14 protein-coding genes are annotated in these 16,499 nt (G+C 38.9%); 3 read left to right on the forward strand and 11 right to left on the reverse strand.

The window, feature by feature from the left end:
* Positions 1 to 23 precede the first annotated feature (23 nt).
* Together Q0X66_RS11025 and Q0X66_RS11030 are read right to left on the reverse strand one after the other, a co-directional pair.
* Positions 24 to 398, reverse strand: coding sequence for a hypothetical protein (locus Q0X66_RS11025; protein WP_297706302.1), 375 nt, complete (start codon positions 396 to 398; stop codon positions 24 to 26).
* Between the two features lie 28 nt (positions 399 to 426).
* The gene (locus Q0X66_RS11030; protein WP_297706304.1) at positions 427 to 1,119 is read right to left on the reverse strand and encodes an arylesterase; all 693 of its coding nucleotides are present in this window, start codon (positions 1,117 to 1,119) and stop codon (positions 427 to 429) included.
* Positions 1,120 to 1,193: 74 nt separating this feature from the next.
* On the opposite strand from Q0X66_RS11030, the gene Q0X66_RS11035 reads away from it, so the two are divergent.
* Together Q0X66_RS11035 and Q0X66_RS11040 are read left to right on the forward strand one after the other, a co-directional pair.
* Positions 1,194 to 1,883 carry an ABC transporter ATP-binding protein gene (locus Q0X66_RS11035; RefSeq protein WP_297706306.1) on the forward strand — a complete coding sequence of 230 codons (690 nt, stop codon included), beginning with the start codon at positions 1,194 to 1,196 and terminating at the stop codon, positions 1,881 to 1,883.
* Between the two features lie 50 nt (positions 1,884 to 1,933).
* A complete protein-coding gene (locus tag Q0X66_RS11040; protein WP_297706392.1) occupies positions 1,934 to 4,435 on the forward strand; it encodes an FtsX-like permease family protein in 2,502 nt (833 codons plus the stop codon).
* Between the two features lie 688 nt (positions 4,436 to 5,123).
* Here Q0X66_RS11040 and Q0X66_RS11045 read toward each other — a convergent pair.
* Complete coding sequence (locus Q0X66_RS11045) at positions 5,124 to 5,423, reverse strand: GIY-YIG nuclease family protein (protein WP_297706308.1); 300 nt, start codon at positions 5,421 to 5,423, stop codon at positions 5,124 to 5,126.
* 743 nt (positions 5,424 to 6,166) lie between these two features.
* Here Q0X66_RS11045 and Q0X66_RS11050 point away from each other — a divergent pair.
* Positions 6,167 to 6,424: a hypothetical protein gene (locus Q0X66_RS11050; protein WP_297706310.1), complete on the forward strand. Its 258-nt coding sequence runs from the start codon at positions 6,167 to 6,169 to the stop codon at positions 6,422 to 6,424.
* A 243-nt stretch (positions 6,425 to 6,667) separates the two neighbouring features.
* On the opposite strand, the gene Q0X66_RS11055 is transcribed toward Q0X66_RS11050, so the two are convergent.
* From Q0X66_RS11055 to Q0X66_RS11090, 8 genes are all read right to left on the reverse strand, one after another.
* Positions 6,668 to 6,829 carry a hypothetical protein gene (locus Q0X66_RS11055; RefSeq protein WP_297706312.1) on the reverse strand — a complete coding sequence of 54 codons (162 nt, stop codon included), beginning with the start codon at positions 6,827 to 6,829 and terminating at the stop codon, positions 6,668 to 6,670.
* On the reverse strand, positions 6,826 to 9,351 hold the full coding sequence (locus tag Q0X66_RS11060) for a M14 metallopeptidase family protein (protein WP_297706314.1): 2,526 nt from the start codon (positions 9,349 to 9,351) through the stop codon (positions 6,826 to 6,828). The genes Q0X66_RS11055 and Q0X66_RS11060 overlap by 4 nt, the downstream gene beginning before the upstream one ends.
* A 119-nt stretch (positions 9,352 to 9,470) precedes the next feature.
* Positions 9,471 to 10,691 carry a sensor histidine kinase gene (locus Q0X66_RS11065; RefSeq protein WP_297706316.1) on the reverse strand — a complete coding sequence of 407 codons (1,221 nt, stop codon included), beginning with the start codon at positions 10,689 to 10,691 and terminating at the stop codon, positions 9,471 to 9,473.
* A 470-nt stretch (positions 10,692 to 11,161) separates the two neighbouring features.
* On the reverse strand, positions 11,162 to 14,524 hold the full coding sequence (gene secA / locus Q0X66_RS11070; protein WP_297706318.1) for a preprotein translocase subunit SecA: 3,363 nt from the start codon (positions 14,522 to 14,524) through the stop codon (positions 11,162 to 11,164).
* Positions 14,525 to 14,737: 213 nt separating this feature from the next.
* Positions 14,738 to 14,962 (reverse strand): DUF2795 domain-containing protein, encoded by a 225-nt coding sequence (locus tag Q0X66_RS11075; protein WP_013551418.1) that lies wholly within the window; start codon positions 14,960 to 14,962, stop codon positions 14,738 to 14,740.
* Between the two features lie 136 nt (positions 14,963 to 15,098).
* A complete protein-coding gene (locus tag Q0X66_RS11080; protein WP_297706320.1) occupies positions 15,099 to 15,674 on the reverse strand; it encodes a cob(I)yrinic acid a,c-diamide adenosyltransferase in 576 nt (191 codons plus the stop codon).
* Positions 15,675 to 15,763: 89 nt separating this feature from the next.
* Positions 15,764 to 15,910, reverse strand: coding sequence for a hypothetical protein (locus tag Q0X66_RS11085; protein ID WP_297706322.1), 147 nt, complete (start codon positions 15,908 to 15,910; stop codon positions 15,764 to 15,766).
* 33 nt (positions 15,911 to 15,943) lie between these two features.
* Positions 15,944 to 16,444 (reverse strand): hypothetical protein, encoded by a 501-nt coding sequence (locus Q0X66_RS11090; RefSeq protein ID WP_297706324.1) that lies wholly within the window; start codon positions 16,442 to 16,444, stop codon positions 15,944 to 15,946.
* Between the last annotated feature and the right edge of the window lie 55 nt (positions 16,445 to 16,499).

The following is a 16,499-nucleotide window of genomic DNA, read 5'->3' on the forward strand; positions in this document are numbered from 1 at the left end:
ATTTTCATTTTAATATCTTTCATTTAGGCCATCAGGTATTTCTCGATAAGCATACATCCTACATAAAAGGAGGCGATAATGATCCAGACAATTTGTGGAATCATCCATTTATATTCCTTAATTGGGAGTTTCCGCAATTTTCGCATATAGGCTACTGTTGCCCATAAGGTAATTAGATTGCCTAAAAAAGCAACTTCCAACTGGTTGAAGAGAAAGGTGTATAGTGGATATATCCATACCAGGACCAGCATGAAAACACCGAAGTGGAAGACTGGATGTATCCGCCCTTCTGTTTCATATACTTTATAAAGAAGCCAGAACATGATGATTGTAAGGAAAATCCAAACGGTTGCAGCGGCAGAATCTATCCAGGAAAGTGCATTGATGATGTTTTCCATACTATTTATATTGTAGTGTGTTTAAAATTTATTTGGTCAGTACGGGCTCCAATACTTCCCATACATTATTAGCCACTATTTTTTGTCCTTCCACGGTAGGGTGAATACCGTCTTCCTGGTTTAATTCAGGAATACCTGCAACCTTATCCAGTAAAAATGGAATAATTAACGTCTCATTCTTATCAGCCAGGTCAGGGAAGATCCTTCTGAATTCCGCTGTATACTCCTGGCCCATGTTTGGTGGTATCTGCATCCCTGCAAGGATGATAACCGTATCCGGGTTTTTCTTCCTAACTGAATCCACAATATCCTGGAGGTTTTGACGTGTCTCATGTAATGGTATGCCTCGCAAACCGTCATTGGCACCTAGTTCCAAAATAAACACATCCGCTTTTTGATTCAGCACCCAGTCAAGCCTGTTCCGTCCGCTGGCCGTTGTTTCACCGCTTAGTCCGGCGTTCACAACTATGTAATTTAAATTTAGGGAATCTACAATTTGCTGAATTACCGCCGGAAAAGCCTCCTTCGTGTCAAGACCGTAGCCTGCTGTGAGGCTATCACCAAAGAACACAATGACCTTGCTGTTATCGGTTTTAGCGACATTATTTTCCGTTTGCTCGGTTGTATCCGAAGAATTTCCACTGGTTTGGCCGGACTTGCCTCCACAAGCCACTAATAGTAAAAACACCAAAAAATAACGAAACTTTAAGAGGGTCTGCATGGTTTAAGGGTCTAAAAGTCGAAATCATTTCCTTATTTTGCTGCTTCGTTGCAAACAAAATTTAATTTCTGATAATGTCAAAGATATTAAACGTTGATCAACTTGGGAAGACCTATTCCAGTGGTTCTAAAAAACTAACCGTTCTTGATGCTATTTCATTTGAAATAGAGGAAGGGGATACCTTTGCCATTGTGGGCCCTTCAGGTAGCGGCAAAACTACTTTATTGGGGCTTTGTGCAGGTCTAGATGAACCCGATTCTGGTTACATAGAACTTTGCGGCACCCGAATTAGCGAATTAAGTGAAGATCAACGTGCCCTTTTGCGCAATAAAGAAGTGGGGTTTATTTTTCAGGACTTTCAGTTACTTCCTACGCTGACTGCGCTGGAGAATGTGAGTGTTCCGTTAGAATTACAAGGGGTAAAGGATGCCAGGAAACAGGCGATGGAACTTTTACATAAAGTAGGATTGGCCGACAGATCACACCATTATCCCTCTCAGTTATCAGGCGGTGAGCAACAAAGGGTTGCTCTGGCAAGAGCCTTTAGTAATAGGCCTTCTATCCTTTTTGCCGATGAACCAACCGGTAACCTTGATGAAGAAACAGGAGAAAAAGTTATAAGACTTCTTTTTGAACTTAATAAAGAAGCAGGTACTACTTTGGTTATTGTAACACATGACCTGGACCTTGCAAAACGGACTCAGCATATTCTCAGGCTTAAAGGAGGAAAGATAGCTGCTAATGAAAGCACAGCAATCTCGTGAAAAAGCGACAGAAAGCCTCATCTATTGCAGGCACAGGCTGGCTTTTTAAAATGGCCTGGCGTGATGGAAAGGCGAGTGGGGCCAGACTAATCTTGTTTATGGCCTCTATCATCCTGGGCATTACAGCGCTGGTTTCAATCCAATCTTTTAGTGATAATCTTAAAGAAAATATTAGTCTTCAGTCGAAATCGCTTATGGGAGCTGATTTTATTATAGATTCAAGACAACTTCCAAATGAAAGAGTGCGGGGAATCATGGATTCATTAGGCGGTTCGAAAGGTATGGAAGTAAATTTTGCATCCATGGCCGCATTTCCAAAAAATGAGAGCAGTAAACTGGTTCGTGTGCGGGGGCTGGAAGGTGCATTTCCACTCTATGGGAAATTAGAGACTGAGCCTGCAGATGCGGCAACAACATATATTTCTGAAGAAGGAGCTCTTGTAGACGCCACCGTAATGTTGCAGTTTGGATTAAAAGCTGGAGATATAATTAAAATAGGCAATGTTAGTTTACCAATTACGGGGACACTTATATCTGCACCCGGTAATAGCGCATTTGGCAGTTCTGTAGCACCACCGGTTATTATTCCATTTAGCATTATTGAACGAACCGGGTTATTGCAGGTTGGGAGCCGACTGGACTATAACTACTATTTTGTTGCACCTCTTGAGATGGACCTCGATGCTCTTGACAAAGAACTCGACCCTATTTTGGATGCTGAGAATGCAGATCTTGATACACATACCTCCGGGAGCAGACAACTCGGTAGGTCTTACGGAAATGTTGGAAAATTCCTCAACCTGGTTGCATTTATTGCTCTTTTATTGGGCTGTGTAGGTATCGCAAGCTCTGTACAAATCTATATAAAAGAAAAGTTGAGGTCGGTAGCCGTGCTTAAATGTATGGGTGCCAGCCGAAAACAGACCTTCCTTATTTATTTGATTCAAATAGCGGGCATGGGCCTTCTGGGGGGTGTTATAGGAACTTTAGGGGGCATATTGCTGCAGTTGACATTTCCAAGCCTTTTACAGGAGTTTTTGCCTTTTGAGGTGCAATTGTCTTTATCACCTCAACCAATTATAATGGGGCTATTGCTGGGCGTGTTTATGTCTGTACTATTTGCGCTACTGCCACTTATGAGTACCTGGTATGTTTCTCCATTACAGGTTCTTCGTATACAGGAAACACCGGAGGAACGTCCCAGAAAAGCCAGGGCCCTTGTGTTTATGGGAATAATAATCTTTATTTTCCTGTTTTCCCTTTGGCTTTTAGAAGACTTGCGTTATGCCCTGGGTTTTGTGATCAGTATTGCGGTAACTTTCTCCATATTGGCCGGTGTTGCCACGCTTTTTATGAAAGGAATTAAGAAATACTTCCCCTCCTCATGGGGATTTACCTCAAGACAGAGCCTGCTGAACCTTTTTCGGCCTAATAATCAGACTATGGTATTATTGGTAGCAATTGGAGTTGGTGCTTTTTTAATTAGTACCCTCTATTTTACAAAAGATATGCTGTTAGCTATGGCACAGCTTGATAGCAATAGTAACACTCCCAACATAATTCTCTTGGACGTGCAGAGCGAGCAAAAGGAAGATGTTGAAAATAGCATAACCCCTAAAGGTTTTCAGGTATTAGATAATATTCCAATAGTTACTATGCGTATGCATACGATAAAAGGACGCGCTGCGAATGATCTTAGACAGGACACAACCCTGACAATGAATAAATGGGTTTTAAATCACGAATTTCGGGTTACTTACCGTGATACCATGATTTCTTCGGAAACCCTTACTGAAGGTGAGTGGGTACCTGAAATTCCAAAAGAAGGTCTTATCCCTATTTCCATAGCTGATAATATTGCAAGAGATGCTGAGGTTGCAATAGGTGATACTATTGTTTTTAATGTACAAGGCGTTCTGATGGAAACAGTTGTGGGTAGTATTCGCGCTGTAGAATGGGCAAGAATGCAACCTAATTTTAACCTTGTCTTTCCCAAGGGCGTTTTAGAAAATGCCCCACAGTTTCATGTAATAACAACCAATGCACCCACCGCCGAGGCTTCAGCCAACCTCCAGCGAGAACTGGTTCAAAAATTCCCCAATATCTCGGTGCTCGATTTACGGCAAATCGTAACGCTCATAGAGAACGTCCTTGATAAGATTGCTTGGGTAATTAACTTTATGGCCTTTTTTAGCATCCTTACCGGTATTATTGTATTAATTGGAGCCGTGCGCACCAGTAAATATCAGCGCATTAAGGAAAGCGTTCTTTTACGAACCCTGGGTGCAAAAAGTAAACAAATTCTGCAAATCACAGCCCTTGAATACTTTTACCTGGGAGTATTGGGAAGTGGTATAGGCATATTACTTTCACTGATAAGCAGTCAGTTACTGGCCACATTTGTTTTTAAAGCGCCATTTGTGCCTTCGCTAGTGCCCTTTTTAGTATTGCTGCCCGGGATAACATTACTTGTTCTCTTAATCGGCCTTAGTAACAGCAGGAGTGTGTTAAACAGCCCTCCATTGGTTGTTTTGCGTAAAGAGGGAAGGTAATAATTGAATTATAATATTAAGGATAGATTTCTCAATCGTTGCTTCGCAACTCATGTCGAAATGACTGTTTGGTTTTAAATAAGCCGGTGCAACGTATAGCTGTCATTTCGAACCGCACGAAGTGCGCGTGAGAAATCTCAATTTATGTATTTCCCATACACTTGCGTGCAGTCTGGATTTCTCAATCGTTGCTTCACAACTCATGTCGAAATGACCGTTAGGTTTTAAATAAGCCGGTGCAGCGTATAACTGTCATTTCGAACCGAACGCAGTGAGCGTGAGAAATCTCAAAATAACTGTTTTCAATTACACTTGCGTGCAGTCTGGATTTCTCAATCGTTGCTTCGCAACTCAAGTCGAAATGACTGTTTGGTCTTAAATAAGCCGGTGAAACGTATAACTGTCATTTCGAACCGAACGCAGTGGGTGTGAGAAATCTCAAAATAACTGTTTTCAATTACACTTGCGTGCAGTCTTGATTTCTCAATCGTTGCTTCGCATCTCATGTCGAAATGACTGTTAGGTTTTAATAAGCTGGTGCAATGTATGGCTGTCATTTCGAACCGCACGAAGTGCGCGTGAGAAATCTCAATTTATGTATTTCCCCATACACTTGCGAGCAGTCTGGATTTCTCAATCGTTGCTTCGCATCATTTCGAACCGAACGAAGTGGGTGTGAGAAATCTAATCAAATGATCTCTTGATTTAGAAATTCCCATTCCGGATTGAATGCATTTATTAGTACTTCTTTCTTTTTTCTACGCCATTTTTTGATTTCTTTTTCTCTTAGTATGGCACTATTTGGGTCTTGGAAACCTTCGTAATATATTAGATAAAAGCAATTATATTTTCCTGCAAAAGACTTTTTTGAATTATGGCTATCAAAATAATGTTGTGATAATCGTCTTTGTATATTATTGGTTATTCCGATGTATATCGTGGTTCTGTTTTCATTAGTGGTTATATATACAAAGTAACGGTACAGCATTTCTTTTAGATTTCTCAATCGTTGCTTCGCAACTCATGTCGAAATGACTGTTTAGTTTTAAATAAGCCGGTGCAACGCATAGCTGTCATTTCGAACCGAACGAAGTGGGTGTGAGAAATCTCAAAATAACTGTTTTCAATTACACTTGCGTGCAGTCTGGATTTCTCCATCGTTGCTTCGCAACTCATGTCGAAATGACCGTTGGTTTTAAAATAAGCTGTTGCAACGTATAGCTGTCATTTCGAACCGAACGCAGTGTGCGTGAGAAATCTCAAAATAACCGTTTTCAATTACACTTGCGTGCAGTCTGGATTTCTCAATCGTTGCTTCGCAGCTCATGTCGAAATGACCCGGTTGGCTATATAATTTTATGTAAAATATAGCTGTCATTTCGAACCGCACGAAGTGGGTGTGAGAAATCTCAATTTATGTATTTCCCCATACACTTGCGAGCAGTCTGGATTTCTCAATCGTTGCTTCGCAACTCATGTCGAAATGACTGGTTGGTTTTAAATAAGCCTATGTTGTCCAAATCTGTCAATCATTCTTTTATAATCCATCTAGAAACCCGGCTTAATTACCCAAAATACCGATGAAGGGTTTTTCACTTCAATTCGTTTCATCCGAAATTTTTATCGCTTTATCGCAAATTTTTCCAGCTACCGAAAAATAAGGGCTTTCAGCGATTAATACCTTAAGGATATCACTTTCTGTAGTTATTTTATTATACCCAATCTAATAACATGAAAGCCTTTTTAACCTTAGTACTTATACTTTTATTCGGAGCTGTTGCTCTAGCCCAAAAAACTACAGACTATGGTAAAGTTGAAACATTTCAAATGGATATTGTTCTGGATTATAGCCTTCTTCTTTCTCACGATAGTGGGCAAATTGAGGGAACAAAAGAAGACGCTGTTGCGCGCTTATACAAATTCAAGAATTCAAGAATAAAAAAAGCTTTGGCTTTTTCTACTAAAAAAAATAAACCCAAATTAGCATAATTCCCAAACCTATGATACTATTTATTCTATTATTACCCGTTGCACTTTTAGTAAGTTATACAATTGTTTTTCCAAAAACAAAAGGCGTTTTGAGGCCTATTAAAGTGCCCAAAGGAAGTAGATAAATTCTCCCTTTGTATTTTTAATAAAGCAAGAGTCTCATTATATTTCTAATTTTCTTTTTACTGGCCTTTTGGGATGTTTATCATATCACTTCCGGACTGGTATTTACAGGGCCAAGAGCTAAGCTCTCTTTGGAAATAAATTACGGCTATGGGCAATCGGATATGAATAGGCAATCCAACCTGATAAGGCCATCACCAGCTTGACCATAGTACCTGCCTTTAATGACCTGATCTCTGTGATATCTATCTCAGACTTCATCCCTGCCAATAGGCTTATCAATCATTTTTCTTTGGAATCTTAATTTTATCACCCAGGAAGAGGGCATTCAAAAACAATCGGTTGGTTCCGTACCATGAACCCCGGAAATTTGGATTATCCGCGAACAAAACTACTCTGCCATCACCTAAGGGACTTACTATAAGTGAAGCGGAAGATTTTAAGAATTCTTCGCTGTTCTTTCTACTTATATACCCGTCTATTAGGGCATTCCTGGAGTACTTCGCTACTGTGGAATATTCATTTCTACTTGGTGAAAGCCATACATTATTGTTTTTGTAAACCGGAATGTCTGTATCTCTGTAACCAAATGCCAGCGGATGGGTTATATCCAGATCGGCCTTAAGTATAATTCCTCCCAGTCTTTCTCTACCCAGATTCTCTGCCGCATCTACATAGGGTTTTCGCAATACTGCCTTGGTAGAATCTACCTCGGATTTGGTAAGTTTCTCTTTAACTAATTTTTTATCGATAACCCATTTGGAGGCGGTTCCGATAGTAATAAGTGTATTCCCTTTTTTAACCCAGTCCGAAAGTTTGGTTCGCTGCTTCTCTGTAAGGCTATATTTACCCGAAACCATCACCAATGTATTGTATTCTTCGAGCTTTGCCTTATCGTAATTCCTGAGAGGTATTTTTGTAATTGGCATATGTACCCTGGTATCTAATAAATGCCATACCTCTCCGGCTTCATAAGAGCGAGTTCCATTTCCTATAAGCAATGCGGCTTTCGGTTTGGTTAACGGCCGAACATGCCTGCTACCAAGATCAATTCCCCGGCTGTTGTAACCCGTGGCCATCCCATAAATAGGTACCTGATATTTTTCCTGTGCTTCAAGCACCCATTTGTATACTTCATCCGCATCTTTTTTTTGAAGGCTTACGGGTAGAATTAAGGCTCCATAATTAAAAGACTTGCTGGTATTATTAACCGTTGTGGTAAATGGTTTAAAGGCAGAAGAGATTACCAATTTCTTGGACTGAAGAAAATTTAAAACTGCAGGTGCGTTGTAATCATCCCAATCTATAATATAGGCATAAGAAGATTTTTGTACAGGTTGGACGTTTATAAGATCGGCTGTAGAAGTTATTTTATCTCCCCGATTAAGCTTCTTTATTCCCCTATAGTTAATATTATAGAAATTTGCCACAGACCAGGCAGAAGCATCGTAAAAAACGCTGTCCCGGTATTTTTTATAAGTTTCAAACATGGTTTGCACCATTCTGTATTGCGGTTGGGATGTGGGCACTACATAGGAATCATTTCCGTATTTGTATACATCTATTTTGTGGATTAATAATTTATCAATAAATGCCTTTACCCTGTTTTTGTCATAGCGATCTCCAAAGCTGTATCCTTGAAGTCCTTTTATTGCCGAATTCATCATAGCCGTTTTAAAGAACTCTTTTTGATATGATCTCAGATAGTCTTTGTTTTCAACTGCGGCTTTCACAGTTGTGATACTCGAAGTGTACTGGTTGCGAATAGTGAAGGGAAATGTGATTTCCCCAAAGGCAGTTTTCTGCTTATGCCCCCTTGAGCTGGCCTGTTCAAACAACAGCCCAAGGCCACCCTGAATATCAGGATAGGAAGAGCCGTAACCCGGATAGGTACCGTCAAAAACTTCTTTGGTAAAATAAAATGAGCCTATGCTGTCTAAGGCCTTTGCAAAATAGTTTCCAAACAGATTATTTAGATCTTCATAGTTCTTTTTAGGCATAATTGGGTTAAGAGAACCGTTCGCTTTCATTGGTTCAAAGAAATAGGTGCTTTGTGAACCCATTTCATGAAAGTCTGTAACTACATTGGGGTACCATTCATGATACCATTTAAGTTTACCACGACTCTCCGGGTTTATTGCCAGAAGCCAGTCGCGGTTGAGGTCGAACCAATAGTGATTGGTGCGCCCGCCAGGCCAGTATTCGTTGTGTTCTGCATCCTGGGGGTCTGCCACCAGTGGATTACCCTGATAGCTATTTGCCCATTGTGTATGCCGATCCCGACCATCAGGGTTGATAGTAGGATCTATAAAGATTACTGCGTTGGTTAGGTAATTAAGTATCTCAGGATTATCAGAAGCTACAAAAGTATAAGCGCTTAAAAGGGCTGCTTCGGAACTGGATGGCTCATTCCCATGTACGTTATAACCCAAATTAATAAAAATTGGAAGTGATGCGTCGGGGGCAGAGGATTTGCCTGGATCTGTAAAGGTAAGATGCCTTTCCTTAATAGATTCCAGATTAGCCAAATTATCTGGGGTTGTAATGGTTAAGATTAGCAGTTTTCGTCCCTCATATGTACTTCCATATTCATGAATAGAGGCCCGGTCTGAGAGTTCTGCCAGTTTTTCTAAATAGGCGACAATAAGATCATGCCTGGTATGACGTTCTCCAATTGCATAACCTAAAAACTCTTCAGGAGAAGGAATGTTACTATTAAAAGGATGGTATTTTTTGAGAAAGTAATCCTGACAGAATATAAGGCTACTACAAAGTAAAAAACAGACTAGTAAAATATTCTTCATAAGGGCAATTTTTGAATTAGTCGGCTAAATATAGGTATAAATTGACTTAGTAGAACTGTTTTACAGCAGGAAGAATAAGTGTCAGAAACAGAGATTAACCGTTCACAGCTTAGGTTTTTTTATGCTACTGATTGATGAATGTCGCTCTGACCTATTTCTTTAAAATTCACAATATAGTTTGTTCCTTTTTTGGAAAAGTCCCTGATTATGGATCCTTTTAGCTGACGGGCAAGGTTATGAATTAGCTTTAAGCCCAGGGAAGGTGTATTTTTAAAATTCACTTCGTCTGAAAAACCAACACCATTGTCCCCAATATTAAGTACGTAGTCCTTATTGGCTATTTTCTTTAACTCAATATGAATTTCCCCCTGGTCATTGCCTTTTATTCCATATTTAAGGGCATTTGTAAGTGCTTCGTTAATAAGGAGGCCAAGAGGAATAGCGGTATCTATGCCTAATTCTATTTGAGGAATGTTAATGTTTACCTTAACGTTACTATCGGCACCCTTTACAGATTTCACGAGGTATTCACTTAATTCTTGAACATAGGATTTATAATCTATTTTAGACAAATCGTCGTGCATATAAAGCATTTCATGAACCATGGCCATGGAGATGACTCTGTTCTGACTGCTTTTAATAAGATTTTTTACTTTCTCATCCTTTATTCCCCTTGATTGAAGACTTAATAGGCTGGAAACGGTTTGCAGATTATTTTTAACCCTGTGGTGCACTTCTTTGAGCAGTGTGTCCTTTTCATGTATCCGTTCTTCAACTTCCATCTTGGTTTTATAAAGGTTGTGGTGTGCTTTTAACAGGTTTTTACCCAGAACTCCACCCAGGAGGTAAACTGAGAACAAAACGCTTAAAAAGCTAAATAGGTTTTGGCTCTCGGCGGGAACCACATTCCGGGTTAACGAAAAATCGGAAATTCCCTGAACAAAAATTAAAGCAATAATCAGAAGAGTGATGTACAAATAGATTTTCCCATAATTGCGTGTTGTCGCATATCCCGCAAATACAACAATGGCGAGTACAAAAATAAATGGACTGTTTATGCCGCCTGTTAACATGGTGATGGCTGTAGCCGAGGCTAATCCAAGTATAGAAAGGATGTTATAGGTAAGGGTTAGGTTTTTATGAGATGCATAGGCCAGGTTATTAATTACACTCAACGCGCCAAAGGCAATAAATATATGGGGAACTACTTCATAAATATCCAGAAAACCAAGACAAATCAAGCCAAATAGCAATGAGAAAATAGATGCAAAATAGCTAACCCTTAGGGTCAGACGTATTTTATCCTGTATTCTGTGCTGATGTTTGATTGGTTTTTCCATGGTCTTAGGTTATATTCATTAATGTAGTCATGCTACATATAGGAAATCGCAACCGAATTTGGGAAGCGAATTCCCTTAATAGTGTAAAGCTAGATATGTTTTATCAAATATTCAACAGCTATGAGGACAAATAGTAATTTAATTATTTACAATGCCAATAAGTGTTTTATTTTATTGTTATAAGGGCTTCAACGGTAATTGAAAAACTGCAATAAGGTTTTTGCCTGACTTTTTTCGCATCCAGAAAGGCCTGACATTTAGTTTTATCTGTCGTTAGCGGTTTTCGGTAAGTACATCGCATCCCATTTCCATTGGAGAAGAGGTAGCTGGCATGCTAATGGAAGTCAGGAATTTATGTCGGGAAGATTTCATATCAAAGGAAAATAAAGTGCTAGTACTTAAAAATATAGCATTATAAACTAAAAAGGCGTCCATATACGGACGCCTTTTTAGTGATAGTAGAGATTTTGTCAATCTTCAATCAATACCCATTCCCCCCGGTCTATAAGGGGCTCTGCCTGTTTGAATTTGACAGTCTTGCTTTCGCCCGACATTACATTTTTTATAGTGACCCTTTCATTTCTGCCAATTTTAGGTTTTACCCTGACAATGGTTTCTGTAATCGGGGCTCTACCACCTTGATTTTGCCCTACTGCCCTGTTCCGGGCGGCTAATTCATCATTATTCGGAATTTCCTCCTTAGTGGTCTGCAGCTTTTCTTTTGGTCTTCGCACATTCCTTGCTTCCTGAATCTCATTGGTGTCAGCTGAGGGCAATTCCCCTTTGAACAGGAAGGAAACAACTTCTTTGTTTACGTTGTCAATCATGCTTTTAAAAAGTTCAAAAGCTTCAAATTTATAGATCAACAAAGGATCTTTCTGCTCGTGAACAGCCAACTGAACAGACTGTTTTAACTCGTCCATTTTCCTCAGGTGAGTTTTCCATGCGTCATCAACTATGGCCAGAGTTATATTCTTTTCAAAATCTGTAACCAATTCTTTACCATTCGACTCATAGGCATTTTTAAGATTGGTAACCACATTAAGTGATTTAATACCATCTGTAAAAGGAACCACAATGCGTTCAAATTTATTGCTGCTGTCCTCGTATACCTTTTTAATTACAGGGAACGCCGTGGCGGCACTTCTCTCCATTTTACTCTGGTAATAATCATATGCCGCAGTATAGGTGGTATTTGCGATCTCCAGAAAACTCTGTTTTGCGAATTCCTCTTCTGTAACCGGTGAGGTAATGGAAAAATACTTGATGAGTTCAAACTCAAAATTCTTGAAATCGTTAGCTGCCTTATTGGTATCAGCAATTACCTCACATGTATCATAAACCATGTTTGCAATATCTACCTTAAGTCGCTCGCCCTGCAGTGCATGTCGTCTTCTTTTATAAACTACTTCCCGTTGGGCATTCATTACATCATCATACTCTAATAGTCGTTTACGAATACCAAAGTTATTTTCTTCTACTTTTTTCTGTGCCCGTTCAATAGATTTGGTCATCATAGAATGCTGGATCACTTCTCCTTCTTCAAGACCCATTCTATCCATCATTTTTGCAACCCTGTCTGAACCAAAAAGGCGCATTAAGTTATCTTCCAAAGAAACATAAAATTGCGAACTTCCAGGATCTCCCTGACGTCCTGATCGTCCTCTCAACTGCCTGTCGACCCTTCTGGAGTCGTGTCTTTCTGTACCTACGATGGCCAAGCCCCCTGCTTTTTTAACTTCTTCAGATAATTTTATATCGGTTCCTCGTCCTGCCATGTTTGTTGCAATGGTTACGATACCGGCATAACCCGCTTCTGCCACAATATCTGCTTCTTTTTTATGCAGTTTCGCATTCAAAACATTGTGTGGAATTTTTCGTATTCCCAGCATTCGTGATAGTAATTCAGATATTTCCACGGAGGTGGTACCAATAAGCACCGGTCTTTTTTGTTCAGAAAGCTTGGTAACTTCGTCAATAATGGCGTTGTATTTTTCTCTTTTGGTCTTATAGATAAGATCGTTTCTGTCATCCCTCACAATAGGCCTGTTTGTAGGGATCTCCATAACATCCAATTTATAGATCTCCCATAATTCACCTGCTTCGGTTACTGCGGTACCTGTCATACCTGAAAGCTTTTTGTACATTCTGAAATAATTCTGTAAAGTAACCGTAGCAAAAGTCTGTGTCATTGCCTCGATTTTTACATTCTCTTTCGCTTCAATGGCCTGATGTAATCCGTCTGAATACCTGCGCCCGTCCATAATACGGCCGGTCTGTTCATCAACTATCATCACCTTATTTTCAATAACCACATACTCCACATCTTTTTCGAAGAGCGTATATGCCTTTAATAGCTGGCTCATAGTGTGGATACGTTCGCTTTTTATTGCAAAATCTTTAAATAATGCCTCTTTTTCTGATGCTTCCTTCTCGATTTCCAGGTTTTGATTTTCGATTTTTGCAATCTCACTTCCAATATCCGGCATCACAAAAAAGTCTTTTTGATGATCTCCGGAAATATATTCTATGCCCTTATCTGTAAGTTCAATCTGGTTGTTCTTTTCATCGATAACGAATAATAATTCCGCATCTACCTGAGGCATTTCCCGATTGTTATCCTGCATATAAAAATTCTCAGTTTTTTGAAGCAGTTGTTTTATGCCTTCTTCACTTAGAAATTTTATAAGAGCTTTATTCTTGGGTAAGCCCCTGTGCACCCTAAGCAATTGAAAACCACCTTCTTTAGTATTTCCGGCGGAGATTTCTTTTTTGGCTTCTGCCAGAACTCCAGTAAGGTACTGACGTTGTTTTTGGACAATGTCTGACACTTTAGGCTTCAGTTCATTAAATTCATGACGATCTCCTTCCGGAACGGGCCCGGAGATGATTAAAGGAGTACGGGCATCATCAACGAGTACAGAATCTACCTCATCCACAATAGCATAGTGGTGTGGCCGTTGTACAAGGTCGCCAGGTGTATGGGCCATGTTATCTCTAAGGTAATCGAATCCAAATTCGTTATTGGTTCCATAGGTAATATCTGCGTTGTAAGCTGCTCTTCTACCTTCAGAATTAGGTTGATGCTTGTCTATACAGTCCACGGAAAGCCCATGAAATTCGAATATTGGCGCCATCCACGCACTATCCCTTTTAGCCAGATAATCATTTACAGTAACCAGATGGGCCCCTTTTCCTGCCAGCGCATTCAGGTACATTGGAAGTGTAGCAACAAGTGTTTTACCTTCACCCGTCTGCATTTCTGCAATTTTACCCTGATGCAAAGCAATCCCGCCGATTAACTGTACGTCGTAGTGTACCATATCCCAGGTAACTTCTTTTCCGGCGGCATCCCAAGAGTTTTGCCATACTGCATTATCACCCTCCAGGCTTAAGTATTCTTTGGAGCCAGATAACAATCTGTCAAATTCTGTGGCTTCAACAGTAATGGTTTCATTATTTACAAATCGCTTTGCGGTTTCTTTAATTACGGCAAAGGCCTCGGGAAGAATCTCGTTTAAGGTGTTCTCAGTAATCTTATAGACTTCGTCTTCAAGTTTATCTATTTCTGCATATATTTCCTCATTTCTGTCAATATCCAGAGAGGCTTTAACTTCTTCTTTCAATATGTCAATCTGCTTCTGAAGTTCTTCAGATGCCTTTGATATTGTTAGTTTGAACTCTATTGTTTTTTGCCTGAGTGCATTGTGGTCTAAGCTTTCAATAGCTGCCTCAAAGGATTTGATCTCCTTTAAAAGAGGTTGTAGTTCCTTGACATCTTTCTTTGCCTTGTCACCTACAAATGCCTTGATGACTGAATTTAAAATACTCATATATTATTCATGTTTTGATAGCATGCTCTTCAGGACTTAAAGTGCAATTGAATAAGTCTTAAAAATGAGCAAGATGCTATAGAATTGCAATATCCTTTTTAAAGCAAAAGGTATTCCAGATTTCATATTTCTCCTTAAACTTCATTAAGCCTGTCAAAATTACATAAAAAAAAAGCCTCAAATGAGACTTTTAATAGGTTTTAGGAAACTTCTTTAATATTCATCCTCATTCCAGAGGTAATCTTCTTCTGTGGGGTAATCAGGCCATATTTCTTCTATTGATTCGTATATCTCACCGCCTTCTTCTTCCATAGATTGTAAATTTTCAACTACTTCCAAAGGAGCACCAGTTCTAATAGCATAATCAATTAATTCGTCTTTGGTAGCTGGCCAGGGCGCATCGCTTAAATAAGATGCTAGTTCTAATGTCCAATACATGGGTTAATTCTGATTTTAAAATTTTTGCAAAAATAGATTTTTAACCCATATTGCCAAGAAAAATCTGAGTAAAATCACTTATTTTATCAACAATTTAAGGTTTTGATAATTTCATAACGAAGAAAAAGTGTAATTATTAGCCATTTTTCTCTGGAATCCACTTTATTTCATCCGTCTTCAAATCGTATGACAACTTCCTTGCCAATACAAATAAATAGTCTGAAAGACGATTGAGGTAAGTTAAAACCATGCTATCAACAGGCTCATTTTCATGTAGTAGTGATACCATTCGCTCTGCTCTTCTGCAAATAGTACGAGCAATATGACAGTATGACACTGTTGTGTGACCACCGGGAAGGATAAAATGGGTCATTGGCGGCATGGTTTCATTCATAATGTCCATTTCATTTTCTAATTGCTCTACATCTGCCATGCTTATCAAAGGGATATTCAGACGATCTTTGCCACTTTTTAACTGTGCTTTTTCAGGATCTGTAGCTAAAATGGCACCTACGGTAAACAATTTAGCCTGGGTAGTAATAAGAATCTCTCTGGAATGTACATCCATTTCCTGATCCCTGAGGAGTCCAAGCCAAGAATTTAGTTCATCTACAGTACCATAACCGTTAATGCGAATGTGATGTTTAGCAACCCTTGTACCTCCAAAAAGTGAAGTTGAGCCCTTGTCTCCGGTTTTGGTATATATTTTCATAGGCTATTTTAAAACTTTTGAGTTGCAAGTTAGGAAATTGGCTTTATATGAAATTTTTACTCTGTGATAAATAGGAAACCATAAAAGATTTACTCTTTTTTCTTTTTATCCTTCCGCTCATAACCATCCATAAATTTCCTTGATTTTCTTTTCTTTGAGTTTTTTTTACCAAGAATAGAAATGACTAAATAGATCAGGACCACTGCGGCTAATATGTAATAGATACTGTTATTCATAGTTTATAAATAATCTATCTTAAAGTTAAGAGTTTAAATTCGAATCTTAAAATGTTCCCGGGCTTGTGTTTTATGGAAAAAAAGAATGCCGCCAAAATACATATCAACGCTAACTGTCACAAAATCGGCAAGAAGTAATTTATCCCACAGTTCTTTCGAGGTTTTGTTTTTCCTGATATCGCTAATATATATTATTCCCTTGGGTTGTTGTTTGGCGTAGTTTTCCATAGCCAAAATTTGAGATTCTGTAACCAGTGTCCAATAGTATTTTATATCAAATGGATCTTTAAAGGAAAGAGATGGAAATTCGTCTTTTACTTTATTTCTTAAAAGTTCATTTCCTTCTTCAAAACCAAGGCTCTTTGGCTTGAAGTAATTAATGCATTTGAAAAATATATTCAGTGATTTTGATCTGCAGTATTTATGTTTTATATACAGACCCTTTGTAACAAAACGATAAATAAATGGAGAATGGATTCCATGCTGGTTAGTTGCCTTAAACCAAAATTTCAGATATTGAAAGGTACCAGACATAAAAGTAGATTCTTATTATCAGTAAATTCAAATATTGCAATTACCACTTTGTGAA

It is taken from the genome of uncultured Eudoraea sp. (assembly GCF_947260015.1).
In the GTDB taxonomy this organism is placed as follows: Bacteria; Bacteroidota; Bacteroidia; order Flavobacteriales; family Flavobacteriaceae; genus Eudoraea.

Bases quoted from the DNA above. Each gene is read 5' to 3' on its own strand.
- Q0X66_RS11060 (WP_297706314.1), bottom strand. From the start codon at position 9,351: ATGAAGAATATTTTACTAGTCTGTTTTTTACTTTGTAGTAGCCTTATA.
- Q0X66_RS11030 (WP_297706304.1), bottom strand. From the start codon at position 1,119: ATGCAGACCCTCTTAAAGTTTCGTTATTTTTTGGTGTTTTTACTATTA.
- Q0X66_RS11025 (WP_297706302.1), bottom strand. From the start codon at position 398: ATGGAAAACATCATCAATGCACTTTCCTGGATAGATTCTGCCGCTGCA.
- secA (WP_297706318.1), bottom strand. From the start codon at position 14,524: ATGAGTATTTTAAATTCAGTCATCAAGGCATTTGTAGGTGACAAGGCA.
- Q0X66_RS11075 (WP_013551418.1), bottom strand. From the start codon at position 14,962: ATGTATTGGACATTAGAACTAGCATCTTATTTAAGCGATGCGCCCTGG.
- Q0X66_RS11035 (WP_297706306.1), top strand. From the start codon at position 1,194: ATGTCAAAGATATTAAACGTTGATCAACTTGGGAAGACCTATTCCAGT.
- Q0X66_RS11050 (WP_297706310.1), top strand. From the start codon at position 6,167: ATGAAAGCCTTTTTAACCTTAGTACTTATACTTTTATTCGGAGCTGTT.
- Q0X66_RS11065 (WP_297706316.1), bottom strand. From the start codon at position 10,691: ATGGAAAAACCAATCAAACATCAGCACAGAATACAGGATAAAATACGT.
- Q0X66_RS11090 (WP_297706324.1), bottom strand. From the start codon at position 16,444: ATGTCTGGTACCTTTCAATATCTGAAATTTTGGTTTAAGGCAACTAAC.
- Q0X66_RS11085 (WP_297706322.1), bottom strand. From the start codon at position 15,910: ATGAATAACAGTATCTATTACATATTAGCCGCAGTGGTCCTGATCTAT.
- Q0X66_RS11045 (WP_297706308.1), bottom strand. From the start codon at position 5,423: ATGCTGTACCGTTACTTTGTATATATAACCACTAATGAAAACAGAACC.
- Q0X66_RS11080 (WP_297706320.1), bottom strand. From the start codon at position 15,674: ATGAAAATATATACCAAAACCGGAGACAAGGGCTCAACTTCACTTTTT.
- Q0X66_RS11040 (WP_297706392.1), top strand. From the start codon at position 1,934: ATGGCCTGGCGTGATGGAAAGGCGAGTGGGGCCAGACTAATCTTGTTT.